The following is a 26,074-nucleotide window of genomic DNA, read 5'->3' as shown; positions in this document are numbered from 1 at the left end:
CACCATTTGACTACCAAACAAGAAAACTACGAAAAACATTGTGGAACTGAAAATACAAAAAAAGTGTTCAAAACCTCTTTAAATCAAGGCTTTGAACACTTAGGAAAAACTACGAAAATCTAATCGATTTTTCTTTATGGAGATGGCGGGAGTCGAACCCGCGTCCAAACATATTGCTACCTAAAAATCTACGCTCATAGTCAACTCATTTGAAGGTTCGCTTTACAGCTTGCCGAGTGACAGGCAGTCTGTATCGCTAGTCTGATGCTCTCTTTTTTATCTTACAGACGGAAAGATAAAACGTATCCCACTTAGAATAGGACCCTTACTCGAGCACATGGGCGATGCCGAGAGGATCTACGCTAACTGTTTTTAGGCAGCTAAAGCGTAAGAGTTTTCGTTTTTAGCAGTTATATTTAACTGTAACGTTTTAACGTAGACGTAACCTACGAAGCGCAATTCAGGCTCAACTATGCCTGTCGAATCCGTAACATCCCCTTGATAAAAGGGGTATCGCTACCATTCATTAGTATACCATAGTTTTGCCTGTATGCAAAGAATCAGATTAAGTCAAAGTGTTTCAGGGCGTGCACGATCCCGCCTTCGGTATTTTTCAGGGTCACGAAGTCTGCCAACTCTTTCAACTCTTGAATTCCATTTCCCATTGCAATTTTGTGGTCGCAGGCTTCTAAAAGAGCGAAGTCGTTGCTGCCGTCACCAAAGCCGAAGGTAGGTACATCTTCTAGACCCAACAATTCTACCAAGGTTTTTACGCCCGTCCCTTTAGAGGTGCCAGATTTTACGACATCGATGGAAAAGGGGGTATTACGATAAAAAGTTAATTCTGGAAAACGCTCATGATAATAAGCATCGTTGCCGACACCTAAAACCAACAACATATTGGTCCGATCTGTTTCATAATGCAGAGGATCGATTTCTGGTAAAGGGCTGCGGACATAGTTGTACGCACCAATCATTTCCTCGGTATGTCCAGTCGCCCAATAGCCTTTCTCATTGTAATAGCACAGTTCATCACCATTGTCTTTGACTGCTTGGAACATCCGTGCGCAAAGTTCAGGTTCAAGGGTATCGGAAAAAACTTCTTTGCCGTCAATACGGATAAAGGCGCCGTTCATGACGATGTTCGAGGTGATCCCAGCTGCTTCACGAATGGCGGTAACTTCAGGTTCGGTTCTTCCTGTTGCAATGATCGGCAGTACTTGGTTTTTTCGCAACATCGCCATCGCTTCAGCGATTTCGGATGTGATTTGCGAGTGTTCATCTAAAAGCGTACCGTCAAGATCAAAAAAAGTTAATGCTTTATAGGTCATGTATCTTACTCCTAAGGTTTATAGTCATAGTCCACTCACAATCTTATCAAAGATTGAAAAAAAGGCAAACCTTTATGAATAATCGGTGAAGTTGTTGGTAGAAGAAAGAAATTCGAGTATACTATAGGAAGAATGGAGTGAAACGATGATTTTTTTAGTAATTGGCATCATTTTTTTCTTGATTGGTCTCACTTTTTTTCTTTTTCCATCAAAAAAAATGAACCTTATTTATGGCTACCGTTCCTATTTAGCAAAACAAAATGAACGCAACTGGCGGCATGCTCAGAAACTATGCGCCCGTTATTTTCTGCTTTTTGGCGGAATCATGGCGGTCATTGGGTTTGTCTTGAAATGGCAAGAATGGACCAATTTTTTCCTAGTTGAAATGATCGCGATCCCTTGGTTCATCGTGCCGATCTTTGGCCTGATCGAAGAGAATCTGCAACGATTTGATAAAGAACATAGAGGTGAAGAAAATGAATATATTAATGATTGAAGACAACGAATCTGTTTCTGAAATGATGCAAATGTTTTTCTTGAATGAAGGATGGGAAGCGGCTTTTAAGTACGACGGCAAAGAAGGACTGGAAGCCTTTGCTGCTGAACCAGACAAATGGGACATGATCACCCTTGACTTGAACCTTCCTTCCATGGATGGCATGATGGTGGCGCGAGAAATTCGCAAAATCTCCAGTACAGTACCTATTATTATGTTGACGGCCCGTGATTCAGAAAGCGATCAAGTCATCGGGTTGGAGATGGGGGCAGATGACTATGTGACGAAACCTTTTAGTCCACTGACCTTGATCGCGCGGATCAAAGCCTTACACCGCCGCAGTGAGTTGGTTGAAAAAACAACGCCTGAAGCTTCCGATGCAACTTTTGATGTTGTGACCGATCATTTCAAAATGAACACAAAAACACGGGAAGCCTATTTAAATGGCAAACCCATCGATGGGTTGACGCCGAAGGAATTTGATTTGCTTTATACGTTAGCGAAAAAACCGCGGCAAGTCTTTTCACGAGAGCAATTGTTAGAACTAGTTTGGGATTACCAATATTTTGGTGATGAACGGACGGTTGATGCGCACATCAAAAAACTAAGACAAAAAATAGAAAAAGTGGGACCTCAGATCATTCAAACCGTCTGGGGTGTGGGGTATAAATTTGACGATGCAGGTGCTGCTTAATGCGCTACTTGTATCAACAGCTGATTGCGTTTTTTGTTGTGATCTTCGTGATTTTGATGACGATTGGTATTGCGTTTACACAAATGACGCGCCAAACATTACAAGAACGAAATTATGAGCAGTTAATGGGGTATGCTTCGTCGGTCGCGACGATTTCGCAAATCAGCGATTCAGAATATTTGCAGCAAAATATGACGCGAGATGGCTATCTGCAATATTCTCTGCATTTGGCTGAAAATATTTTGAGCAACCAAGACATTTCTTTTGCTTTCTTTAAAAGCCCCGATGACATTATTTATCCATTAGATAATACTCGTGCGGTGGATTTTCCAATTTCTGAAAAAGACTGGCAATCCTTAGAAAACGGGGCGCGTCTGCAACTGACATCACCCACGAATCTATATGGGGAAAAAGAACTGACTTCCTATGTTTTGATTCCTTTTTCTGTCAATCGAACGGATTTTTACGGGGTGATGGTGGTTTCACAATCGGCAAGCAGCATCTTGAATCTTGTCAGTGCTTTTAACCAAAACTTGTTTAAAGTATGTTTGATCTCGATCGTCGTTTCCTTATTGATCAGTTACCTATTTGCTACGTTCCAAGTAAGGCGGATCAATCGTATGAAACGAGCAACCAAGGAGATCACCAATGGCAATTTTGATATCTTCTTGCCAGTGCATAATCGGGATGAATTTGATGAGTTAGCCGAAGATTTTAATTTAATGACGAAATCCTTAAAAGAGTCGCAAGAGGAAATTGAACGACAAGAAGAACGTCGTCGACAATTTATGGCAGACGCTTCGCATGAGATGCGTACGCCTTTGACGACCATCAATGGCTTATTGGAAGGGTTAGAGTACAACGCGATTCCTGAAAATCAAAAGGACAATGCGATCCGCTTGATGAAAAATGAAACCAATCGTTTGATTCGGTTAGTCAACGAAAACCTTGACTACGAGAAAATCCGAACCAATCAAATCTCGATGGTCATCAAAAAATTCGATGCAACACAAACCATCAAAAATCTGCTGACGCAACTTGAGAGCAAGGCAGAAATCGCCAAAGATGTGTTGATTTTAGAAACAACAGAGCCAATTGATGTCTATGCCGACTACGATCGTTTCGTCCAAATCATGGTCAATATTTTACAAAATGCGATCCAGTTTACGGAAGATGGAGAAATTCGGGTTCGAATCGAAAAAGGCTACTTGGAAACGATCATTGAGATCAGTGATACGGGAATCGGCATGTCTGAAGAACAAGTCAAGAATATTTGGGATCGTTATTACAAAGTCGATCCTTCCCGTAAAAACCGTCAATTTGGTGAATCAGGTTTGGGTCTATCGATCGTTGAACAGCTCGTACGCCTGCACAAAGGAAAGATCAGTGTAGAAAGTGAACTTGGCAAAGGCACGACGTTTAAAATCTCTTTTCCTGATATCGACTTAAATGAAGAATAGCAATCGACCGGCAGCAATTCGCTTAGCCGGTCGATTTTTTTTGCGGTTCAGTGGCAGCAGTCCAAACAAAAAGACCTGCTTTTGCAAGCAAGCCTTCTTGTTTGGGGGCTATGTAAACTATAGATAAGTAGTATAAGGGGTATGGGCAAAGCATTCGTCTTCATGAATCAAATAGATGGCAACAGCAAATTGTTCGGCGATTTCTTGACACAAGGGCAACAGGGTTTGAACCTCGTTCGTTGTTAATGTGCTCAAGACATTTTCGATTAAAAGGGTTTCTCTTTCTGAAAGCAAAGCTAAGAGCAGTTGAATTTTGAGCTCCTCAAAGGGTGTTAACTCTGTTCGATCTTTTTTCAAAGCCGATAAGGGAAGCTGTACATAAGGCAGCACTTCCTCTAAATCGCCCCCTTTTTTATTTGCAAGAGATACATTGTCCATGACCGATAAAAAGGGGACGGAGGGCCACTGTGCGCGAATCAAGATTGCTTTTTTTTGTGAAAGCAGCAAACTTAATTCAGATGTTTTTGTTTCATTGTCTTTCGCAACATAAAAGAAACCAATTGATTTCGTTAGCTGAGTTGGTTTTTCCATTGTTTTTTCCTCCAATACAGACTATGTCCGCTAGCAATCAGACCAGTAAAGCTGGTAACAGCGGCAATCAATACGATAAGTGTGTGGCGCGTACTTTCAAATAAAATAGCCAGCCAGGTGGTGCTGTTCAAGTCAACATTTTGGACCAGAATTTGACTGTTTTGTGGGATCGTAATGGCGAATTCTTGACCAGGAAGACTTTGAACAGCCTCCCAAAAGTGATCCGAAGCACGCTCACGATCAAGAGCGATGATATGCCCGCTAAGCAATTCTCGCTGGAAATAAGGCTGGAAGAGCAGCAATAACACAAAGGCGGTCACGGCAGCTGCTAAAAGCGGCAAGAGCATTTCAAGCAACTGCATCGCCACCCATTGTCTGGTGGTGGCACCACTTGCTAACCAGGCAGTGTATTCTGAGCGTTTCGATAATTGGTAATAAACTTGAAAGCCGATAAAGACCAGTGTAAAGGCGCTAAAAATCAAATAGAACAGTTGATGATAGATCGTCGTGACTGGTTGGATCTCTTCCGCTACTTTCGTTTGCAAATCTTCTGTTGTTAAGAGATCTCTGGTTTGAGCGATTACTTGATCCATTGAGTAGATCAAAGCGAAGGTCACGATCAAGCCAATCACGGCAAAGAAGGATACAAGCGTATAAAGCACCATGGCTTTTTTATGATAAAATATGCTGGCAATCGCAAAATGTATAGTTTTCATCTAGTTCACCTCATCCTATTTCATAGTATAAAAGGGGAGTTTGAATAAAGTATGAAGTTCTTGTAGTAAAATATCGAAGCTAAAAAAGCAATAGAAAAAATCGGGTTTTTACGAACAAAACAGCCGAAAAAAATCCAGCAAAGCATCCGCCTTGCTGGATCGATCTTGTAGTACTTATAGGTTATTCTCCGCTATCTTGTTCCGTCATCTGCTGGTATTCTTGGAAGGTTTTTGTTTGGTACAGATCGACGGTCGATTGATTGCCGTTTTGAGAAAAGGCGCTGGTTGAATCACTGCCTAGATTCTTTTCGATAGCCATCATTTGCCGAAGGGCGTCTTTGTAATTATAGGTCGAAGGATCGACTTCTTCTAAACCGCTCTTCGCATAGAAACGTAAGAGATCACCATTGTTGATCTGATCAGAAACCGACAGCTGTTTGTCAACTTTGGCTTTCCACTCATCGACTTTCGCTTGCAGTTCATCGGATGGTTCGTTGATCGGCATGCCGGTACGATTGTCATACAATGTACTGCTATAGTAAGTGTAGTCTGGTGTCACAAAGTCGCCATCGCGGAAGGCAACCAGTTGTTCATTTTGATCAGAGAATAAATCTTGTCCCAATTGAATATAGTTCGATGTATCTACACCGAGTAAGTGCAAGAGGGTTGGCAACGCATCAACTTGGCCACCATACGTATGATTGATGCCGCCGTTTGATTGTCCTGGAATATGGATCATATAAGGAACACGTTGCAATGAAGCATTGTCAAAGTTTGTCCAAGTCGAACTTGTTTTTCCAAGCAATTCTGCTAAGTTGCGGTTCCGAGAATTGGAAATTCCGTAATGGTCACCATATAAAACGATGACTGAGTTTTCGTACAAGCCGCTTTCTTTCAAGTAATTAAAGAACTCTTCTACGGCTTTATCTAAATAATTCGCGGTTGCGAAATACCCATTGATCGTTTGATCAGAAGTGTTCGCTAGCGGGAAGCCGCCCTCTTCATTGGTAAATTCAGAATATGGGTAGTGGTTAGAAACTGCAATGAATTTTGAATAGAACGGTTGTTGCAGACGTTCTAAGTATTGTACCGATTGTTCAAAGAACGGTTTGTCATGTAAACCGTATTGGAATGAATTTTCATCATTGACATCATAATACGATGCGTCGAAGAAATAATCATAACCAAACCGTTTGTAGGTTTCATTTCGGTTCCAGAAGGTACCCGTATTTCCGTGGAAAACCGCACTGGTATAGCCTTGGGTTTGACCTAAAATATCTGGCGCTGCCTCAAAGGTATTTTTCCCACCCAGTTGAGTGAATAATGCCCCCTGATTCAATCCGAACAAGGAATTTTCGAATAACGTTTCCGCATCACTGGTCTTCCCAGCTTTTACTTGATGGAAGAAGTTATCGAAACTAAAGGTGCTATCGCTATGATACAAACTATTGATAAATGGCATGACTTCATGTTCAACACCATTTTCATCTTTTAATTTATAATCGATCAAGAATTGCTGAACACTTTCTAAATGAATATAAATGACGTTCTTGCCTTTTGCGATACCGAACAGATCATCATTCGGTTCCGCGTAATGTTCTCTGACATAGCTTTCTACTTCGTTCATGTCGTTGGGACTTGCTTCGGCACGTACTTGCGAAGCTTGATAGGTTTGCACGCCATCATAAACCGTAAAGGCGTTGATCCCAAGGTATTTCACTAAATAGTCACGAGAAAACGTTCGAGTAAGCAGTTCAGGACGATCCGCTTCTGCTAAGAAAAGATTGGCAGAAAAGACCATGACAGCTAAGGTTGAGATCGCAAAAGCCATCCGTGCCCGCACAGGACGAGTGTCCATTTTGATTTTTTTCATTGAAAAGGCTGCAATCAGCACGATAAAGTCAATGAAGTACAACACATCGTAGGGACGGAACAAGCGAATTGCGCTTTCTCCTAGACCACTTGCCACTTTTCCTACACCAAGCATCGTGTTGATGGTGATAAAGTCAGTGAATTCTCGATAGTACGAAACATTGGAGAACAACAGCAGAGTCATCAAGAAATAAATCACAAGCATCGTGATATAAGCTGCTTTGGTTCTTCTTACGTACAATGCGATCGACAGCAGCAACAAAGTCGTTGCGATCGGATTGATGAATAAGATGAAGTACTGAATGCTGCTTTCAATACCTAGGTGGAAGTCCACCATATAGGCAAAGATATTTTTTAGCCAAAATAATAGGGCTAATAGGAAAAAAAAGCCCATTCTTGTATTCACAAAGGTGGATACTTTATTTTTTTTCAAAGGAATCGTCCTCTCTTTTTCCAGTATAACCGGTAAATTACGATTTTACATCACAGTACATTTTACTAGGCTGTGAAAGACGTGTCAAATGAATTCCTTGTCATGACGCGGAATTAAGTATTTCTTTACTTTCAAGGATACAGACAATACAGTCGCTTTTTGCTATACTAAAAAGGAGAATGAATGGAGCAGATGAACATGAAAATAAAACTAACGAAGCAAGGATCAGCGAAGCTTCGCAAAAAGAATCCGTTGATCCAACGAGAAGATCTTCAACAAGCAATCGAGACGAAGGAGTGGGTCACCTTTATTGATCAGGCCAACCATTTCTTAGGTGTCGGCTATCTTGGGGAACAAAATAAAGGGATCGGATGGGTCGTATCCTTTGAAGAAACAGTGATCGACCAAGCATTCTTTGCGCAACGCTTTGCGAAAGCAAAAGGCAAACGCATTGCTTACTATCAAGATGACCTGACAGATGCCTTTCGTCTGTTTAATGGCGAGGGGGATCAATTGGGGGGACTTACCGTAGATTTGTATGGCGAGTATGTCGTTTTTTCTTGGTACAATGCCACCCTTTATCAACATAAAAAAGCGATCGTGGCGGCTTTTCTTCAAATCTTTCCCGAGATCAAAGGGGCTTATGAAAAAATCCGCTTTACGTCTGAACTGCCTGAATCAGCATGGGTCTATGGAAAAACGGCACCTGAACCCTTGCTGGTGAAGGAAAATGGCGTCACGTATGCGACGTATTTGAACGAAGGATTAATGACGGGCATCTTTTTGGATCAAAAAGAAGTTCGTGGGCAACTTGTTGATGGCTTGGCAGCTGGCAAGTCGGTTTTAAATATGTTCAGTTATACGGGGGCGTTTTCTGTCGCTGCTGCTGTCGGTGGCGCTGCTCAAACAACGAGCGTCGATTTGGCAAAACGCAGTCTAGAAAAGACCCGCGAGCAATTTGCAGTCAACGGCATTGATCCAGATACCCAGCGTATCCATGTCATGGATGTTTTCAATTACTTCAATTATGCCAGCAAAAAAGACTTGCGCTTTGATGTGATCGTTTTAGATCCGCCGAGTTTTGCCCGCAACAAGAAAAAGGTCTTCTCGGTTGCGAAAAATTATGGCGACTTAGTCACTGATAGTTTGGCGATTTTAGCGCCTGATGGCTTGTTGATCGCCTCAACGAATGCGGCCAATCTTTCACCGAGGAAGTTTCAAGAAATGATCGAAGCATCCTTAGAGAAAGCACACGTTGCTTATGAATGTATTCAAAGTTATCGTCTACCAGCTGATTTTGCGGTAGATAAGCATTTTTCCGAAGGGAACTATCTGAAAGTATTCTTTTATCAAATGAAAAAGGAGTGAAGTAGATGAGCCGATCAAAACCAGTAACGTTAGACGGGAAAACACCGTTGATTTGTGTGCCATTGATTGGGAAAACCAATGAAGAGATCTTGAAACAAGCCATTGCTGCTGAGGAATCAGAGGCACAGATCGTCGAATGGCGTGTTGATCATTACAAACATGTCGAAGACCAGCAAGCGGTCTTAGATGCGTTATCACATATTCGCACGACATTAAAGCACAAAGAGCTGCTCTTCACTTTTCGAACCTTGGAAGAAGGGGGCGAGCGAGCGTTCACATTGACCCAGTACAAAGAATTGTGTTTAGCTGCTGCTGATTCAGGCTTGATCGATTGGATCGATGTCGAATTAGAGAAAGCTGAATTTTTAGGTCGAGCCTTTATTCAAGAAATCAAAAAGGCACAGGTAAAGCTGATATTGAGCAATCATGATTTTGAGAAAACGCCAGAAGATGCTGTGTTGATTTTAAAGATCGGCGTAATGAATCAATTTGGTGCCGATGTTGGCAAGTTAGCGATGATGCCCAAGCAAGTCCAAGATGTTTTACGTTTGATGGGGATCATTACTAAAGCGCGTGGCTTCAACCAACTGCCGTTGGCGATCATGTCGATGGGGGAGCTGGGGAAAATCAGCCGGGTTAGTGGGGCATTGACTGGTTCGGTCTTTACTTTTGCTTCGTTGCAAGGTGCTTCAGCACCTGGACAAATACCGATCGAACGAATGACCAACTACTTACAAGAATTTTCACTCAATGAGTAAGACCAGCCAAGGCCTTCTCTTAAAAGAAACCAAAACAAAAGAGGGATAAAATGGCGAAGAAGAAACAAAAAACCAATGCGATCCGTCAAGTAGAACAACAGAAAATCGCTTATAACGAATACACCTATGAGTGGTCGGAAGACCATCTCGATGCGCAATCCGTCGCTGTGCAACTAGTACGCCCGCAAGCCATCTACAAAACGCTGGTGGCAGTGGGCAACAAAACAGGTCCGTTGGTGGCTGTGATTCCTGGAAACAGAGAAGTGGATCTGAAAAAGTTAGCAAAAGTCAGTGGAAACAAAAAAGTAGAGATGCTGCATCTGAGAGATTTAGAAGAAACGACTGGCTACATTCGCGGCGGCTGTTCGCCGATCGGGATGAAAAAGCTCTTTCCTACTTATATTGATCATAAGGCAGAGACACTGGAAGAAATCGTGGTTTCTGCAGGAAAGCGCGGATTGCAGATGGGGCTTGCCCCCCAAGCGTTGCAACAATTGACTAGGGCGGTCTTTGCCGATTTGTTGGCACCTGAACACGAATAAAAAATCCCCGTGAACCATCTTGAAATGCCGTTCACGGGGATTATTTTGTACTATTTTATTCCATTACTTCAATATCGAAAACCTCAATATTTTCTAAACCACCATAAAAGTCAAACCATGGAGTGGCATATTGTTTTAGAATGGCGTTTAATTCTTCAACATTTTCTTTCCCTTGGGTGTCCAGCCATTCCAGTAATGCTTTGGTGCCTTGCTTCCCATAGATTTCCACACTATCGCGCCAAGTTGCTCGCCCACCTAAGATCCCTGAGAATTTAGCACCGTGTTGACCAGCAAAGGTCAATTCATCGCGAAAGACATTCGCTGGGACACCCGCACTCAAATAGATAAAGGGTCGCGTCGCAGCGTCACTAGCTTCTTTGAAGTAATTGGCGGCTTCTTCTTGCGTATAGACGGCCTCTAAGCCTTCTTTTTGGAAACCTTCAACTAAATCGAACTGAACCGGTACTTCGACTTTCAAAATATCGATATGGTAGTGATCTTTCGTCAATTCCTGAATGGTTCGGATGACCTTGTTCGGTTTGATCTTGGCAAAAGCAGGTGATTTGTCATCTGTGATCTCATCGTCGTAAACGATTGGCTCTACAAATAACGGAATATCGGCCGCTTGTGCCTCCGTACCTAAACGTTCTAAAAACGCATGTTTGGTATCTAAAATCTCTTGCGGTTCATCTGGATTATAATAAACCAAGACTTTCGCAGCATCTGCCCCTTTTTTCACTAAGCGCTGCAGCGATTCATTGGGTAGAATTTCTGGCAAACGACCCGGCGTATTGACATCATACCCTGTTTTTTCATAGGAAAGGATCAAGCCAGCGTTGGGATTCTTTGCTTCGATCCCTAAGAAGCCATATTCCTCATCTAACAAAATACTGCTGACATATTTGGTCAATTCTTGGGAAACCAACTGCTTGAATTCATAAATGTGTTCCATCGTAAAGTCATCCGGTCCAGTTGCCGCCTTCATCATTTTTTTCATGGAACCACGTTGGTCGATCGCTAGTGCGGCAATCACACCATCCTCATTTGAAAGTTTTTGCATTCGTTCAAATTTACCTCTTGAAATTCGTTTCATTAAAAAAACCTCCCTCGATCTTGCTATCTTTAGTCTACGCCTACTTTGAGAAAAACCCAACTAATAAGCAAAAAGAGAGGAGACCCAGGTGTTGGTAGCAACGGCAAGGATATTGCTGCCAACACCTGGGTCATCGATCAATAACTGAAATAACTAGCTGTTTCTGCTGCGTTTTTCCCTGAAACATGTCCAGTACAAAACGCTGCTGTAATGTTGAAACCACCTGTATACCCATTGATATCCAATAATTCACCAGCAAAATACAAGCCGTTGATTTTCTTGCTCTCCATGGTTTTTGGATTGATTTCTTTCAGATGGACTCCGCCACCAGTCACGAAAGACTTTTCTAACGGGAACGTGCGAACGATAGTGACTGAAAAGCCTTTGATCAAGAAAGCGAGCGCAGCCAACTGTTCTGGTGAGGCTTTTTCAGCAACCAGCTCATGCAGGTCTAGCTGCTGCAAAAAGAAGGTCATCAAGCGCTCAGGCAAAAAGCCAGCTAAAGCATTCGGCAATTGTTTCTTCGAAGCCGCAGACTGAATCAATTCCTGGGTCAAGGCTTCATGGGATTTTGCTGGCAGACAATCCAGAACAACCGTCACGGGTTGTTGCTTTTTCAATTCTTGGTTCACAAAAGAGGAACAGCGTAAAGCAGCTGGACCAGATAACCCAAAGTGGGTAAACAAAAGATCCATGGTATGGGCGACGATGGGCTTTCCTTTTTGATCAAAGACACTCAACGTGATGTCTTGCAAGGAAATACCTTGCAACGTCCGCTCTTGAATAAAGGAGTCTTCTGAAACAAGCGGCGATTCGGTTGGATAAAGTGGCGTAATGGTATGGCCGACTTTTTTTGCCATCTTATAGCCGTCCCCCGTTGCGCCCGTGGAAGGATAGGTGCGGCCACCTGTCGTCAAAATCACACTAGGGGCAGAGAACTCATCGGTTTCGGTTCGCACGCCGCGAATTTGACTGCCGTCATGGATCAGCTTTGTGACGACCGTGTTCGTCAATAGGGTGACGTGATGATCGTTGATTGCTTGAAGCAACGCTTCGACGATGGTTTTTGATTTGTTCGTCACAGGGAACATCCGTCCGTGGTCTTCTTCTTTTAAGACGACACCTAAGTCTGCGAAAAACGCCATTACATCATAATTATTGAATTGAGAAAACGTGCTATACAAAAACTTGCCGTTTCCTGGAATATGAGCAACTAAATCATCTACCGGCCGATTATTGGTTACATTGCAGCGTCCGCCGCCAGTCATCAATAATTTCTTGCCGATTTTTTTGTTTTTTTCGATTAATAACACCCGCGCACCTTGTTTGGCAGCAGTGATCGCAGCCATCATGCCGCTCGTACCTGCACCAACAACAATGACATCATAGGTTTTTTCCATTCTTTTCACCTCTTTGGGATTGTAACACATCGGCTATGAGTGCTGAAAGGATTGGTCGATTTTTTTCGAATAATAAAAAATTCTGACAATTCTAAAAAAAAGCGTGCAATTTCAGAAAATTTCTTTAAAATAGAAAATATCTTAAAGGAGGTAATGCACTATGACCAAAGCTTCAGCTTACGTGAAAGAAATTCAAGCGAAGATTCATGAGAAAGACCAACACCAACCGGAATTTCTTCAAGCAATTGATGAATTTTTACCTACGATCGTTCCCTTTTTAGAGGAGCATCCAGAATATATTGAATCAAATATCCTTGCACTCTTAACTGAACCAGAACGTTTTATCCAATTCAGAGTCCCGTGGCAAGATGATCAAGGCAACTGGCAAGTAAACCGTGGCTATCGGATTCAATTCAACTCGGCAATGGGGCCTTACAAAGGCGGCTTGCGTTTTCACCCAAGTGTAAACTTGAGTATCTTGAAGTTTTTGGCGTTTGAGCAAATCTTCAAAAACAGCTTGACAGGTCTGCCGATCGGCGGCGGCAAAGGCGGAAGTGATTTTGATCCAAAAGGCAAATCCGATGCCGAAGTGATGCGTTTTTGCCAAAGCTTTATGACGGAGCTGTCAAAACATATCGGACCTGACTTAGATGTTCCTGCTGGCGACATTGGTGTCGGAGGCCGAGAAATCGGCTATTTGTTTGGTGCCTACAAACGATTGAAACAATACGATGCTGGTATTTTAACTGGTAAGCCATTAGACTTCTGGGGCAGTAAAAACCGCACAGAAGCAACGGGTTATGGCGCCGTGTATTTCGTTAAGCATTTATTGACAGACCTAGGTGAAACCTTTGCAGGCAAAAAAGCGATCGTTTCTGGAAGCGGCAATGTTGCGATCTATGCAATTGAGAAATTGCAAGAATTAGGTGCGATCCCTGTCACGTGTTCTGATTCCTCTGGTTTTATCTATGACAAAGACGGCATTGATCTGGCCTTGTTAAAAGAGATCAAAGAAGTGAAGCGTGAACGGTTGACGGCTTACGCCAAGGAACGTTCATCAGCCGAATATCATGAAGGGGCATCTGTCTGGGATTTTGATACACCAGCGGAATTAGCCTTTCCTTGCGCGACCCAAAACGAGATTGATCTCTCACAAGCCAAACGTGCAAAAGCCAATGGTGTCCGGGTCGTTTCTGAAGGCGCGAATATGCCTAGCTCATTAGAAGCAGCAGAATATTTTATTGAAGAAGGAATTTTCTACTGCCCAGGAAAAGCAGCCAATGCTGGCGGCGTAGCCGTTTCTGCGTTAGAAATGAGTCAAAACTCCCAACGACTGCAATGGGAAAAAGCTGAAGTCGATGCCAAATTGGACGATATCATGAAGTCGATCTATGAAGCATGCCGTGATACTGCTGAAACCTTCGATCAAAAAAATAATTTTATGTTAGGTGCGAACGTCGCAGGCTTTGAAAAAGTTGCTAAAGCAATGTTTGCTCAAGGACTTGTCTAAAATCACCCAACAGGCTACCTATCAGGAATTACTTGAAAAAAGTTGAAAAAAAACGTAAAGTAGGTAGTGTATGAAAAACTATTTTTTCAAGGAGGACAAATCATGTCACACATCAAGTTTGACTATTCGAAAGTAGCACCATTCGTGAACGAATACGAATTGAGCTACATGCAAAGTCAAGTTACAGCAGCAGACAAACAATTACGCGAAGGAACAGGTGCTGGTAGCGACTTTTTAGGTTGGATCGACCTTCCTAAAAACTATGACAAAGATGAATTTGCTCGTATCAAAAAAGCGGCTGAAAAAATTCAATCTGATTCTGAAGTATTAGTCGTGATCGGGATCGGCGGATCTTATTTAGGAGCGAAAGCAGCGATTGATTTCTTAAATCATTCTTTCTTTAACTTGCTACCAAATGAAGAACGCAAAGCACCACAAATCTTTTTTGCAGGTAATTCGATTTCTTCAACATACTTAGCAGATTTGATCGAAATCATCGGTGACCGTGACTTCTCTGTGAATGTGATCTCAAAATCAGGAACAACTACTGAGCCAGCGATCGCTTTTCGTGTTTTCAAAGAACGTTTGATTGAAAAATACGGCAAAGAAGAAGCCAACAAACGGATCTACGCAACAACGGATAAAGCGAAAGGTGCAGTAAAAGTTGAAGCAGATGCTGAAAACTGGGAAACCTTTGTGATTCCAGATGACGTCGGCGGCCGTTTCTCTGTATTGACTGCTGTTGGTTTATTACCAATCGCTGCCAGCGGAGCGGATATCGATGCCTTGATGCAAGGGGCAGCAGATGCTAGCGATGCTTACGCAAGTGACGACCTTGAAAAAAATGAAGCGTATCAATATGCAGCAATGCGTAACATCCTTTATCGTAAAGGCAAAGTAACCGAATTGCTGATCAACTACGAACCAGGCATGCAATACTTCTCAGAATGGTGGAAACAATTATTCGGCGAGTCTGAAGGAAAAGACCAAAAAGGGATCTATCCTTCAAGTGCAAACTTCTCAACAGATTTGCATTCTCTTGGGCAATACATCCAAGAAGGCCGTCGCAATATCTTTGAAACAGTTGTTAAAGTTGAAAAACCACGCAAATCAATTGCGATCCCTACACAAGAAGCAGATCTTGATGGTCTTGGCTACTTAGAAGGAAAAGAAGTTGATTTTGTTAATACGAAAGCCTTTGAAGGAACATTACTTGCACATACAGATGGGGATGTCCCAAATCTGTTAGTAAAAATTCCTACAATGGATGCGTACACGTTAGGTTACACCATGTACTTCTTTGAGATCGCTGTGGGTATCTCTGGCTACTTAAATGGCGTGAACCCATTTGACCAACCAGGGGTTGAAGCGTACAAGAAAAACATGTTCGCCTTACTTGGCAAACCAGGTTTTGAAGATCTTGCAAAAGAATTGAACGAACGTCTATAATTCGATAAAGAAACGCCTTGAGCCAGTCTGATTGGCTCAAGGCGTTGTTTTATTTTCGTATTTGTTGTGCTACTAGATCGTTGGGCCAATAAATCAGCGGTCTTCTTTTAATCCCCAAAGCAACGCAGCAGACAATAGTCCAAAGATACAGGTTTGAATAATTGGCATTTGGCTCATCTCCTTTTGATTTCCTTTAGTATAAAATGCTTTTTAAGAAGTGGCACGAACAAACCAGTGTGTTTCAACGAACGAAACTGTCATTTCTTGGTGACAAATGCGTGATGAATTGAAATAAAACGTTTTCAATTTGATGCTTTTTTGTTATTATATCTTTAAGAAAGAAAACGGTTGAGGTGAGGATATGGAGAATATTACGATCGGTGAAAAATATGTCTGCCAACCTGTCGGGGCGAGCAAGCCTGTGATTGGTGTGGTTGAAAAACTATACGTAAATACGGCGTTGATCGTCGTTTCAAGTTATGAAGAAGAAGATCAAGCACAAGTAGAAGCTTGTAATCGTCGGATGATCGTCAGTTTCAATAAAATTTGTACGCAAACGAACGTTGCCTAACCAACTAGCAAAAAATGCTGCTCAACGGAACACCGTGAGCAGCATTTTTCTTCGTGTGAGATCAGCCAACGCCGATCACAAAATTCAATAGTTTGTCTGAATAAGTCATATCTTCTTCCGTCACACTCAACTCTTCATTTAAGATCTCCATCTGGTCAGTAATGATCCCGTCCACCCCGTAAAAACGCATCCGGCTGATAGTATCCGCATCATTGGGGGTCCAAACGAACACTTCCTTGCCATCGGTTCGGGCAGAAGCGATGAAGTTGCGGTTGATCGTACTGTATTCCATCGTCAGAAAATCAGCACTGGTCAGTGGTGGCCCCACGACATTGAAGGGCATGATGTATCCTGAAATCAATTGAGGCGCCTGCGCCTTTAACTCCTCAACAACTGTATAGGAGAGGCTTTGCATAATATGACCATTTGCAAGGAGGTCCTCTTGATATCTTGCTAAAAAGGCATTTACAAGTTCCGCGGTATCTTTTCGCTGCGTTTTGATCTCCACCAGCAGTTTTTGGTCCAATTGGTTGGCAAGTGCCAAGTACTCATCAAAGGTTGGAATACGAGCTGTCTGGTTGTTTTCCGAAACTGTCAGTGATTCGGCGTAACTCAAAGGCAATTGCTCTGGTTTGCCCTGACCACCTGTCAATGGACGGTATGAAAAATCATGATAGACAATAAAATGACCATCACTGGTTTGCTGGACGTCCATTTCAACATAATCTGGGTGGTACTTCTCGCTAGTCAAGCGTAGTGCTTCAAGAGAATTTTGGACCCCTTGTCCGTCGCTGACCCCTCGATGGGAGATCGTTACCGGATGGATCGAAGCAGCTGAAGTCAGATAGTTCATATTATATAGACTAACACCGACACCGAAAAGCACCGTTACCAAGGTAAACAACGAACTTTTTAGACCTAAGAAATGACGCTGGTTCAATGGCTCTTGGTGGAACCATGAAGGAATCTCTGGTAAAAAGCCTTCATCATCCATGAAATCAACGATGATGTAAAAAATGGCTACCGTCGATAAAATGACATTCAGTAACAAGATAAACTGTAAGAAAGTCATAATAAAAACAGCACTATACAACGCATAGTCCGGTGTAACAACTTCAATCACCGCCTGAATGGTAATCAGCAAAGTGAAGCCCAGTGTCGAAATCAACAAGATGCTGCCACCGATAAAGACAAATTGTCCAACGATGGCAAAAAAACGGCGTTTTGTTACTTGGAGGCTTTCTTTGATCGCTTTTCGAAAGGGCAGATCACGTAATATCATTTCTGGCAAGGCAAAGATCACGCGAATCCCCAAGTAAATCAACAAAACATAAACCAACAGCACTGCCCCGATGATCAAGACACGGTTGGCAAAAATGAAATCCATGATAAATGCGGGAATTTTGATTTTTGCGAGTAAATCAGAATTAAAACTCAACCCACCGATCGGTAAAATCAGTAAGAAGTAAAACAGGAAAAATAAAAAGGTCATCGGCCGTAATTTACGCAACTGCAAAACAGTCATCCGTAACAATTGCCGCAAGCTGATCGGCTGTTTCTTTTTAATAAAATAGACACTTAGCAGTAAAAAAGTAAACTCAAAAAAGACGGCTAATAAAATCAAAAGTAAAATCAGTGTTAATGAGAGCAGCACGACTGGGTGGTCGGTAAAGATACTGCCAATATTATCAAAAGAAAGGTAAGGCAAGCCCCCACGTTTTAAGACGAACTTGGTGGAAGCCGATAAGATTGGGATCACTAAGAACAACAAAGCACCGTGCATCAGTAACACATCACGGAAGTAGGCGTTGCTGTCTTTCAAAAAATCCCAAGTGTTGACTAAGCTGTTTTTTAAATAATTCATGGTCGTCATCCTAACAAAAGTAAGTATTTTGGTTCCTATTTATTCTAAAAAGGCGGAAAAAAAGAGTCGAACAGTTTCAGAAGCACATTCGCCACAGGTATAGATCCCTGTATGAAAAGCAGCTCCTTCATGTTCGGCTCAATGAATTGATCGTTTTTCTTACCTATTTTTCTTATCCGCCTAACAAACCAGTTAAGAATGTTCCACCATAAATCAAAGCCATGCTGTACAAGAAAATTGAAGCAGGTTTTGCCAACAAAATAATCAGCGTAAATTTCTTCACTGTCATGTTGGTCAAGCCAGCCATTAGACAAAGGGCATCATCTGGGGCGACTGGTAGAAAGATTGCAAGGGCGAAAAGTTTTTCAAATCGGCTTTGGTTATCTAACCAGCCAATATATTTATCGTAAGTTTTGTCACTGATCATACTTAAAATGAATGGTTTACCGTATCGTCGGCCTAGCAGGAAAATAATGACAGAACCAATACTGATTCCTACATAGTTATAAACGAATCCTAGATAAGGACCGAAAATCAAGACACCTGCAGCGCTGGAGACACCACCGGGAATGATCGGGATCACTACTTGCAAGATCTGCAAAAGGATAAAGACGATTGGTCCTAAGATAACGGAATTTCCAACTAGACCTCGCAGTGCATTAATGTCTTTGAAAACACCTAGATTGATAAAATAGATCGTTAATGCGATAGATAAACCTAAGCCAATAATAGAAATCGTATTAATGATACGACGAGAAGTTGCTATGCTCACAGGACTTCATCTCCTTTATGTTTCATAATCCCACTATACGGGGTGAGACCAGAAAAATCCAGTAAAACAAATGACAAACGTCAAACAGTTTTGTAAGGTATGCCTTTATTATAAAAGAAGTCCGAAAAGAAAACATTGTACTAAAGTCTGAAATAAGAAAAATTTATAGTTTCTGCGCACCAATAGTTTCAGGAGATTTTTTTATCTGAGGGATGTTTTTTCGTTCGCTTCATTTGCCAACGATTAACGATCTTTTCAACCACACTCGTCATCATGAAGCCTCCAGCGATCGCCCCAGCGGTGATGACAACGATCATCAGATTTTCAAAGCCGACAAAGTTGTCGCCCAAAGCGAATTCTCGAACGGCTTTGTAGGCAGGACCACCCGGTACGAGAGGAACGAGGCTAGGAATGTTAAAAATGATCATGGGCATTTTTTTTCTGCGGGAAAAAAAGATGCTGACGCAACCGACGGCAAATGCGGCTAAGAAGTTGGCGCTTCCTAGACCGTAGCCAATCGTTTTCAATGACCAATAGATCATCCAGCCAACCGTTCCAGCGATGCCTGTTGCAACTAAGGCTCTTTTAGGAATATTGGTCAAGATACCAAAGGTCACGGTGCTTAAAAAGCTAAAGGAAAGGTGAATAAAAATCGTCATGAGATCCCTCCAAATAAGGTGAAGACCGTGGCGATGCCAACACCGATCGCGGCAGCTGTGAAAATAGCTTCAGTTCCCCGAGCAGTCCCACTGATGAGATGGCCTGCCAAAATATCCCGAAAGGAATTGGTGATCGCTACACCAGGAACTAAGGGCATGACGGCACCGATAATCAAATTATCGACGTTTTGTGCGACATGAAGAGAGACCGCTAGAAGAGACAAAGTACCGATCAGTAAAGAGGCGCAAAACATATCCAAAAAGCGGATATCGATGACTTTTTTGACCCAATAGGCGCATAAAAATCCCAGACAGCCAATGACAAACGTTGCTAGAAAATCAAACCAAGCACCGCCGAAAATAATCATTAAAGTACTGCTGACCACGCCCGCACTAAACACCTGCAGCCAATAAGGAAAACTTGGTGTCGTTGGATTGACCTTTTTTAATGCCTCGTGCAGTTCCACTAACGAGATTTTTTTTTCAGCATAGGCACGGGACAATCCGTTGACGGCAACAATTTTTTCGAGATTGATGACTCGATCATGAACATTTTCTACTTGTGCATAGTGGCTACTGCGTAAGCCCATAAAAAGTCCAGTTGCTGTTACATAACTAATGCTGCCTTGCTCTCCGGCATTTGCTGCAATTCGATTCATTGTATCTTCCACTCGATAGACTTCCGAGCCGTTTTCCATCATGATTTTTCCTGCCAACAAACAGGTCTCCAATAATAGCTCTTTTGATTCAGCCATTTCCAAACTCCTTTTTCAATCGAATTTGCGCACTACATTCTTAGTGTACAATTTCAGCGAGTTTTCAACAAGGAAGAAAAGTAGATTTGAAAAATAACTAGCAGCCAATGCGTAGGATTTTTTGTGATAAATGAAAGGAGAAGCACTTCTTTTAATTAGTAAACATTCGTTTTTAATGAACAAAGTGAATAGAAATAAGATAACGGATGGAGTGTTTTATTTTAAAAAAATGAATATCTCGGTTACAATTAAATAAATATAAAAAGGGGGATTTATTGATGCGAAGGAAGGTCTATACAAGAGAACACATTTTGAAGGCCGCTTATGAACTGATCAATAGAGAAGGTTTTGGCAATTTTACGGCCCGGAATATCGCTAAGCACATGGGAATTTCTACTCAACCGATTTATCTTGAGTTCGAAAATATGCAGGACTTAAAAAATACCTTGGTGGAGGCTGTTTTCAAAGATTTATCGGAAAATGTTTTTCCAGTTGTTCGAACAGGAGACAAACTTGTTGATTTAGGCCTGAATTATATACGCTTCGCTCAAGAGCAGCACAATCTCTACATCGCCCTTTTTATCGACGACTATGGCGGTGGGAAATTGATGCATGATTTTTCATCGACCTATTTCAAATCCTTGATCAAATCAGAAGAAAAATATGCGGATCTTTCAGAAGATGCGGTAAATGCACTACATAATGGCGCATGGATCGTTGTGACTGGTTTGGCTTCCTTAATGTCGGCGGGTATCATCACACCCACCGATGACCAGATCATCAAAATCATCAACGAGACCATTGAAGGCGTAATCGAAAAGAAAGATAGCTACATCTTCGATTAAAGAACAAAAAATCTGCATCCCATTACTTATTGGGTGCAGATTTTTCTTGACATTTTTAATAAAACTAGCGAAAATAACTGTTATGGAGAGTTGGCAGAGTGGTAATGCAGCGGACTCGAAATCCGCCGACCCGGTTCATCCCGGCGCGCAGGTTCAAATCCTGTACTCTCCTTATATCAACGCTTTGGAGCGTTTAGCCTATCTTTTGAGATAGGCTTTTTTGTTTGTTGTGGGCAGAAAAATGGGCAGAGAAGCTAACTGACTGCCGAGCTTGCTCGATGACCATCTGAAAAACCCTCAGCCTAGACTCGATCTGGAAATCAACAGAAATGTACACTAATTCGTCGAACCCTTTTTTGCTTGTGGTCCTGCAACAAACGAAAAGAATCAATCGGGCAAACGCGCTAAGGCGTATTCAATTTGTTCAGAAGTAAAGCCTTCAAAGGAAAGTTGGCTCGCCACACGCTCATCTGATAAGGATAAATTTTGCGAGTAGCGAATTGCTTTTTTCAATGCTTGCTCATTCCAATCGGCTTCCACAGTGGCTACGGCAAAGTCTGCTGCGCTCTCCGAAAAATCTTCATAGAGTAGTTGGCGTTTCAAGCTCGACTGAGAAAACGCATTGCTGGATAAGTATCTTTCTGCACGATTCAGTGCATTTCTTTCTTCACGAGAAAGTTGAGGTGTATGTTGCTCGTTGTTTGCGGGTTCTTCTTGTTGCGCGCTGCTTGCTTCGTTGTTGCCAGCTGTTTGTTCTCCTTGTGGTTGTTCCATGGAAGCAGCGGCATCGCCAAAGGACTCATTTTTCCCTGATTCGTTACGTAAAGAAAGGCTTAATTGCGCAGTGATGCTATCGAAAGACGTCACATCTTGGTAGAAGGACAAGCCACCATACGAAAACAAGACAATAAAGGCGGAAGCGACAATGAGAAAAACATTTCGATCTCGTTTGTTTTTTTGAGTTATCAACCCAATATAAAATAAGATAATGCCAAAAATGAAACCGATCAAACCGATAAAAAACAAACCAGCGAAAAATGTAGCCATAAGCATCCCTCCTAATAAAACAGTTTCCTAAAGTTAATAGTACTATGTCTGGAATCAGAAAACAGATTTGTCTTTTCATGAATAGAGGAAAAGAATGATTTGACAAATGTAACGTGTATGCTATTAATGGATCATTCATATGTATTAAAGAAGTGACGCTCAAGAATTACTGGTAAAATCGCTAGTAAACGAAATGAAAGTATGGTTGTATCAGTAGGAGGGAAGAAGATGGATTTTGAAGAAAAAGATTATTTTATGCGTTACACAAAAATTGCGGCACAGGGATTGAGCAAATTTATTAAGCAAGGATCTGTTGATGAAATCTTACAGCTGGATGAACAGCAAAGTGGACAGAAGCAAGAAGCGGATAATGCAAAAGACAAAAGCGAGCCAAAAAACAAGAAAGCACCTAGCTAATTTTTTCCTTAGCGAGGTGCTTTCAGTACGAATCGGTATCCTTCATTTGGATAAACTCCTTATGCAGTTTTTTTCAATTCTTGTACAGCTTGCTCGATCGTAATTCCAGTCGCAAAATGATTCGCATCTTTTTTATCGAAAACGATAAATAAATTCAATTTGGTATCCAGAGTTACACGATATTGTAGATCTGTGTTATAGAATGTCATAGTCATTCTCCTTTCTTAAAACTTGTCATTGAAAGGCAACGGTTAGTTGATAACGAAATTCCATAGTTAGAATAACACTTTTTTTCACATTCGTCCAATAAAACTATCAAACGAACGAATCTGACTGATCATTCTCAAGAAATCAATGCCTGAGAATGGCAGCAAAAGAAGTTTCCTGGAGTCAGTAAATTCGGGAAAAGTATCTTTGTATATTTTCAGAAAAATAGAATTCATAAAAAATTTCTTAAGAATTTTGAGGATAGCTATTTTCTTAGATAACAAATTTGTAAGATTGAGAGTATGAGATGGTTGGAAACCTTGATATCATAAGGTTTGTCTCCAAATTATGTTTTGTGCAAAAATATATTGATTGTATTTTTTTGAAAAAGAGATCGTATCTCTTGAATTCTATGGTATGATTTACTTTAGAAAAATGAAAATGGATTATGAAAACGGATGTGAAAATATGTGCGGAATTGTCGGCTTTGTCAATTCAAAAGACCAAAAAGAAATCATTATTGAACGCATGATGGACCGGATCGTTCATCGCGGACCAAACAGTTCAGGAAAATTTACCGACGACCAAGTAGCGTTAGGGTTTCGTCGTTTATCGATCATCGACTTAGAAGGTGGCTCACAACCGATTTTTAACGAGGATCGAACAAAAGTCATTATTTTTAATGGGGAAATCTATAATTTTCAAGTGTTGCGGGAAGAATTGATCCAAGCGGGTCATGTTTTTTCTACCCATGCGGATACCGAAGTAGTCTTACATGGCTATGAGGAGTGGGGCATTGATGTTTTGCAGCGCCTGCGGGGAATGTTTGCTTTTGCCATCTGGGATACTCAAAAACAAGAGCTTTTCGGCGCACGGGATCACTTTGGGATCAAACCATATTACTATGCGCAAATGAATGGCAGTTTTATGTTTGGTTCTGAAATCAAGAGCTTTTTGCCTCATCCAGATTTCAAGAAAGAGTTGAACCAAGAGGCGTTGAAACCTTATTTGACGTTTCAATACTCGCCTTTGAACGGAGAAACCTTCTTTAAAGGCGTTCATCGTTTGCAAGAAGGGCATTATTATTTGTTTAATGAACAGGGATTGACGATCAAGCAGTATTGGGATGCAGATTTTTCAGTGAAAGAAAATCATTCAAGAGAAGAATGGGTCGACAAAATCGATCAAGCAGTCCAGGAATCAATTGCCGCTCATCAAATCAGTGATGTTGAAGTCGGCTCATTTTTATCCAGTGGTGTCGATTCAAGTTACGTAGCTTCTGTCTTGCGACCAGATCGCTCGTTTTCAATCGGGTTCGATGACAAAACCTACAACGAAGCGATCGAGGCCCGCAAATTGACGGAAAAACTTGGTTTGAACAACACAGCAGCGGTCATCGATGGTGAAATGTCCTTTGAGGCATTCCCGTTGATTCAGTATCACTTGGACGAACCAGATTCCAACCCAAGCTGTGTCCCTTTGTACTTTTTAGCCAATCTGGCAGCACAGCAAGTGCGAGTCGTTCAATCTGGGGAAGGGGCAGATGAATTATTTGCCGGTTATGCTGCTTATGGCTTCCACACAAACTCTAAAGCGGTGCGCGTTTTTGCCCAAGGGTTGAAAAAATTGCCACAAAACATCCGCTTTCGTTTGGGACGTCAAATCGGCAAAATGAAAAACTTCCATGGTCGAATCCATCTTTATGAAGCCACGGCACCTGCCCAAGACTTCTTTATCGGGCAAGCACTGGTCTTTGAAGAAGAGGAAGCATTGCAGCTTTTAAAACCAACGTATCAAAAAGGACCCTCTGTTGCTGAAATCGTTGCGCCTCATTACGAGAAAGTCAATGGTCTCAAAGACGAGGTCAATAAGATGCAATATTTAGATCTTCATCAGTGGATGCCGAAGGATATCTTGTTAAAAGCAGACAAAATGTCCATGGCGAGTTCCTTGGAATTACGTGTTCCTTTATTGGATATCGAGATGCAGAAGTTGTCGCAAACGATCCCGACGAAATATTTGATCAATCAAAACAACACCAAAGATGTGTTTCGACAAGCGTCAAACCGTCATTTGCCAAAAGAGTGGGCAAACCGTGAAAAACTCGGCTTTCCTGTACCTATCAAGGCATGGCTGAAAGAAGGAACAGGGTATGAAGCAGTCAAGAGCCTTTTTGAGTCAGACTTTGCGGCAACCTTCTTCGATCAAACAGCAATTTTACAAATGCTTGAAGACCATCGCCAAGGAAAACCGAATCTTCAGCGAAAAATCTGGACGATCTTTACGTTCTTGACCTGGTATAAAGTATTCTTTATTGATGAATCGATTCCAGAAGCCAAAGAAATCGTTTATGAAACACTTTGATTTGAATATGGCAGCAAAAAAAAAGCTGATGCGGACATCCCGCATCGGCTTTTTTTATAGACCTAAATATTTTTCCAAGTAATCGACCATGCCATCTTCCGCATTGGTTTTGTCGGTAACATCATTGGCGATCGATTTTAATTGTTGCGTGCCATTCGCCATGGCAACGCCCCAGCCCGCATAATCTAGCATCTCCAAATCGTTGTGTTCATCACCAAAAGCGATGATATCTTGTCGATCCAAAGACAAAGAATCCGCGATCACCGAAAGACCAAGTGCTTTATGGACCCCTTTTGGTACGATCTCTAAGATAGCTTGAGGTCCGCCCCATGTTCGAACATCGACCGCATCGTCGAATTGATCCTTGATACGTAAAGAAACAGATTCTGCTAATTCATTTTCGGTTTTCACCAGTAATGAAGTGGGGTCCGTTTTTAAATTTGCTAATAGATTTTTTTCGGAAGCATTGCCCGAAAAGAAAAAGTGCTGATCAAATCCGCTTAGGTCGTCAATGAAAAAGGTTTCGCGATTTTCTGCTGCCACAAACGTCAGCCCCAGCTGCTCTTTTTGCGCCATGAGCTCAAACGCAATTTCTCGAGAGATCGAGTGCTCCATTTCATTTGCCCAGACTTGTCGAGGTTTATGGACTAACCCACCGTTAAAATTGACCATTGGTGTTGTGAGCGCCAATTCTTTATAGAATTGATCGCTCATACGAAAAGGTCTTCCTGTAGCGATGGTAACAAAGTGTCCCGCTTTGGTGGCGCGAACCAGTACCTCACGTGTGCGAGGGGAAAGTTGGGATTCAGTATTTAAGGTTGTGCCATCTAAATCAATGGCGATGATTTTTGGTTTCAAAA

The 26,074-nt window shown here is 41.8% G+C and carries 25 protein-coding genes, 1 tRNA gene and 1 other RNA gene; 13 read left to right on the top strand and 14 right to left on the bottom strand.

Going from position 1 to position 26,074, the window contains the following annotated elements; genetic code table 11:
• Nucleotides 1-134: 134 nt before the first annotated feature.
• Nucleotides 135-498, bottom strand: a transfer-messenger RNA (tmRNA) gene (gene ssrA / locus A5867_RS13280).
• Nucleotides 499-560: 62 nt separating this feature from the next.
• On the bottom strand, nucleotides 561-1,331 hold the full coding sequence (locus A5867_RS13275; RefSeq protein WP_005231883.1) for a Cof-type HAD-IIB family hydrolase: 771 nt from the start codon (nucleotides 1,329-1,331) through the stop codon (nucleotides 561-563).
• Between the two features lie 145 nt (nucleotides 1,332-1,476).
• Here A5867_RS13275 and A5867_RS13270 point away from each other — a divergent pair, with 145 nt between their 5' ends.
• From A5867_RS13270 to A5867_RS13260, 3 genes are read left to right on the top strand one after another with little or no spacing between them, the layout of a single operon-like run.
• On the top strand, nucleotides 1,477-1,827 hold the full coding sequence (locus A5867_RS13270; RefSeq protein ID WP_015510109.1) for an SdpI family protein: 351 nt from the start codon (nucleotides 1,477-1,479) through the stop codon (nucleotides 1,825-1,827).
• Nucleotides 1,808-2,521, top strand: coding sequence for a response regulator transcription factor (locus tag A5867_RS13265; protein ID WP_010749704.1), 714 nt, complete (start codon nucleotides 1,808-1,810; stop codon nucleotides 2,519-2,521). The genes A5867_RS13270 and A5867_RS13265 overlap by 20 nt, the downstream gene beginning before the upstream one ends.
• Nucleotides 2,521-3,981 (top strand): HAMP domain-containing sensor histidine kinase, encoded by a 1,461-nt coding sequence (locus tag A5867_RS13260; protein ID WP_087627796.1) that lies wholly within the window; start codon nucleotides 2,521-2,523, stop codon nucleotides 3,979-3,981. The genes A5867_RS13265 and A5867_RS13260 overlap by 1 nt, the downstream gene beginning before the upstream one ends.
• A gap of 117 nt (nucleotides 3,982-4,098) precedes the next feature.
• Here the strand turns inward: A5867_RS13260 and A5867_RS13255 are convergent, their stop codons facing one another.
• The 3 genes from A5867_RS13255 to A5867_RS13245 form a co-directional block, all read right to left on the bottom strand.
• Nucleotides 4,099-4,572, bottom strand: coding sequence for a hypothetical protein (locus tag A5867_RS13255; protein WP_005229123.1), 474 nt, complete (start codon nucleotides 4,570-4,572; stop codon nucleotides 4,099-4,101).
• Nucleotides 4,551-5,288 (bottom strand): hypothetical protein, encoded by a 738-nt coding sequence (locus A5867_RS13250; protein ID WP_010749703.1) that lies wholly within the window; start codon nucleotides 5,286-5,288, stop codon nucleotides 4,551-4,553. Before A5867_RS13250 ends, A5867_RS13255 begins: the two co-directional genes overlap by 22 nt.
• A gap of 181 nt (nucleotides 5,289-5,469) precedes the next feature.
• The gene (locus A5867_RS13245) at nucleotides 5,470-7,554 is read right to left on the bottom strand and encodes an LTA synthase family protein (RefSeq protein ID WP_087628183.1); all 2,085 of its coding nucleotides are present in this window, start codon (nucleotides 7,552-7,554) and stop codon (nucleotides 5,470-5,472) included.
• Between the two features lie 237 nt (nucleotides 7,555-7,791).
• On the opposite strand from A5867_RS13245, the gene A5867_RS13240 reads away from it, so the two are divergent.
• Genes A5867_RS13240 through ybaK form a run of 3 tightly spaced genes read left to right on the top strand, consistent with a single transcriptional unit; the run spans nucleotide 7,792 to nucleotide 10,261 of the window.
• Nucleotides 7,792-8,961 carry a class I SAM-dependent rRNA methyltransferase gene (locus A5867_RS13240; RefSeq protein WP_283160467.1) on the top strand — a complete coding sequence of 390 codons (1,170 nt, stop codon included), beginning with the start codon at nucleotides 7,792-7,794 and terminating at the stop codon, nucleotides 8,959-8,961.
• Nucleotides 8,962-8,966: 5 nt separating this feature from the next.
• Nucleotides 8,967-9,719: a type I 3-dehydroquinate dehydratase gene (gene aroD, locus A5867_RS13235; RefSeq protein ID WP_005229128.1), complete on the top strand. Its 753-nt coding sequence runs from the start codon at nucleotides 8,967-8,969 to the stop codon at nucleotides 9,717-9,719.
• 50 nt (nucleotides 9,720-9,769) lie between these two features.
• On the top strand, nucleotides 9,770-10,261 hold the full coding sequence (gene ybaK / locus A5867_RS13230) for a Cys-tRNA(Pro) deacylase (protein WP_087627794.1): 492 nt from the start codon (nucleotides 9,770-9,772) through the stop codon (nucleotides 10,259-10,261).
• 55 nt (nucleotides 10,262-10,316) lie between these two features.
• Here the strand turns inward: ybaK and A5867_RS13225 are convergent, their stop codons facing one another.
• Together A5867_RS13225 and A5867_RS13220 are read right to left on the bottom strand one after the other, a co-directional pair.
• A complete protein-coding gene (locus A5867_RS13225; protein ID WP_087627793.1) occupies nucleotides 10,317-11,354 on the bottom strand; it encodes a tagatose 1,6-diphosphate aldolase in 1,038 nt (345 codons plus the stop codon).
• A 137-nt stretch (nucleotides 11,355-11,491) separates the two neighbouring features.
• Complete coding sequence (locus A5867_RS13220; protein WP_087627792.1) at nucleotides 11,492-12,754, bottom strand: NAD(P)/FAD-dependent oxidoreductase; 1,263 nt, start codon at nucleotides 12,752-12,754, stop codon at nucleotides 11,492-11,494.
• A 160-nt stretch (nucleotides 12,755-12,914) separates the two neighbouring features.
• Between A5867_RS13220 and gdhA the strand changes: the two genes are divergently transcribed.
• The 3 genes from gdhA (at nucleotide 12,915) to A5867_RS13205 (ending at nucleotide 16,284) form a co-directional block, all read left to right on the top strand.
• Nucleotides 12,915-14,264 carry an NADP-specific glutamate dehydrogenase gene (gene gdhA, locus A5867_RS13215; protein WP_087627791.1) on the top strand — a complete coding sequence of 450 codons (1,350 nt, stop codon included), beginning with the start codon at nucleotides 12,915-12,917 and terminating at the stop codon, nucleotides 14,262-14,264.
• 102 nt (nucleotides 14,265-14,366) lie between these two features.
• Nucleotides 14,367-15,713, top strand: a complete 1,347-nt coding sequence (locus A5867_RS13210) for a glucose-6-phosphate isomerase (protein WP_005229134.1) — start codon at nucleotides 14,367-14,369, stop codon at nucleotides 15,711-15,713.
• A gap of 361 nt (nucleotides 15,714-16,074) precedes the next feature.
• The gene (locus tag A5867_RS13205) at nucleotides 16,075-16,284 is read left to right on the top strand and encodes a hypothetical protein (RefSeq protein ID WP_005229136.1); all 210 of its coding nucleotides are present in this window, start codon (nucleotides 16,075-16,077) and stop codon (nucleotides 16,282-16,284) included.
• A 61-nt stretch (nucleotides 16,285-16,345) separates the two neighbouring features.
• On the opposite strand, the gene A5867_RS13200 is transcribed toward A5867_RS13205, so the two are convergent.
• The 4 genes from A5867_RS13200 to A5867_RS13185 all read right to left on the bottom strand — a co-directional run bounded on the left by A5867_RS13200 (nucleotide 16,346) and on the right by A5867_RS13185 (nucleotide 20,334).
• The gene (locus tag A5867_RS13200) at nucleotides 16,346-18,148 is read right to left on the bottom strand and encodes a glycerophosphodiester phosphodiesterase (protein ID WP_087627790.1); all 1,803 of its coding nucleotides are present in this window, start codon (nucleotides 18,146-18,148) and stop codon (nucleotides 16,346-16,348) included.
• 172 nt (nucleotides 18,149-18,320) lie between these two features.
• Nucleotides 18,321-18,920 (bottom strand): VTT domain-containing protein, encoded by a 600-nt coding sequence (locus A5867_RS13195; protein WP_005229140.1) that lies wholly within the window; start codon nucleotides 18,918-18,920, stop codon nucleotides 18,321-18,323.
• A 188-nt stretch (nucleotides 18,921-19,108) separates the two neighbouring features.
• A complete protein-coding gene (locus tag A5867_RS13190) occupies nucleotides 19,109-19,579 on the bottom strand; it encodes a threonine/serine exporter family protein (protein ID WP_016608602.1) in 471 nt (156 codons plus the stop codon).
• Nucleotides 19,576-20,334, bottom strand: coding sequence for a threonine/serine exporter family protein (locus A5867_RS13185; protein ID WP_010749694.1), 759 nt, complete (start codon nucleotides 20,332-20,334; stop codon nucleotides 19,576-19,578). The genes A5867_RS13190 and A5867_RS13185 overlap by 4 nt, the downstream gene beginning before the upstream one ends.
• 278 nt (nucleotides 20,335-20,612) lie before the next feature.
• Between A5867_RS13185 and A5867_RS13180 the strand changes: the two genes are divergently transcribed.
• Together A5867_RS13180 and A5867_RS13175 are read left to right on the top strand one after the other, a co-directional pair.
• Complete coding sequence (locus tag A5867_RS13180) at nucleotides 20,613-21,179, top strand: TetR/AcrR family transcriptional regulator (protein ID WP_010749693.1); 567 nt, start codon at nucleotides 20,613-20,615, stop codon at nucleotides 21,177-21,179.
• Between the two features lie 84 nt (nucleotides 21,180-21,263).
• Nucleotides 21,264-21,351: transfer RNA gene (locus A5867_RS13175), tRNA-Ser, on the top strand.
• A gap of 215 nt (nucleotides 21,352-21,566) precedes the next feature.
• Here the strand turns inward: A5867_RS13175 and A5867_RS13170 are convergent.
• Nucleotides 21,567-22,226, bottom strand: a complete 660-nt coding sequence (locus tag A5867_RS13170; protein ID WP_087627789.1) for an Ltp family lipoprotein — start codon at nucleotides 22,224-22,226, stop codon at nucleotides 21,567-21,569.
• Nucleotides 22,227-22,454: 228 nt separating this feature from the next.
• Between A5867_RS13170 and A5867_RS13165 the strand changes: the two genes are divergently transcribed.
• Nucleotides 22,455-22,643, top strand: coding sequence for a hypothetical protein (locus A5867_RS13165; protein WP_087627788.1), 189 nt, complete (start codon nucleotides 22,455-22,457; stop codon nucleotides 22,641-22,643).
• Between the two features lie 59 nt (nucleotides 22,644-22,702).
• On the opposite strand, the gene A5867_RS17995 is transcribed toward A5867_RS13165, so the two are convergent.
• Nucleotides 22,703-22,852 (bottom strand): hypothetical protein, encoded by a 150-nt coding sequence (locus tag A5867_RS17995; protein ID WP_005229155.1) that lies wholly within the window; start codon nucleotides 22,850-22,852, stop codon nucleotides 22,703-22,705.
• A gap of 466 nt (nucleotides 22,853-23,318) precedes the next feature.
• Between A5867_RS17995 and asnB the strand changes: the two genes are divergently transcribed.
• Nucleotides 23,319-25,214, top strand: coding sequence for an asparagine synthase (glutamine-hydrolyzing) (asnB, locus tag A5867_RS13160; RefSeq protein WP_010749664.1), 1,896 nt, complete (start codon nucleotides 23,319-23,321; stop codon nucleotides 25,212-25,214).
• Between the two features lie 54 nt (nucleotides 25,215-25,268).
• Here asnB and A5867_RS13155 read toward each other — a convergent pair whose 3' ends face one another.
• Nucleotides 25,269-26,072: a Cof-type HAD-IIB family hydrolase gene (locus A5867_RS13155; RefSeq protein ID WP_005229159.1), complete on the bottom strand. Its 804-nt coding sequence runs from the start codon at nucleotides 26,070-26,072 to the stop codon at nucleotides 25,269-25,271.
• Between the last annotated feature and the right edge of the window lie 2 nt (nucleotides 26,073-26,074).

This window comes from Enterococcus sp. 6D12_DIV0197 (assembly GCF_002174385.1).
Lineage (GTDB): Bacteria > Bacillota > Bacilli > Lactobacillales > Enterococcaceae > Enterococcus_D > Enterococcus_D casseliflavus.
The sequence above is the reverse complement of the archived record's forward strand: the minus strand, read 5'-3'. Positions and strand labels throughout refer to the sequence as shown.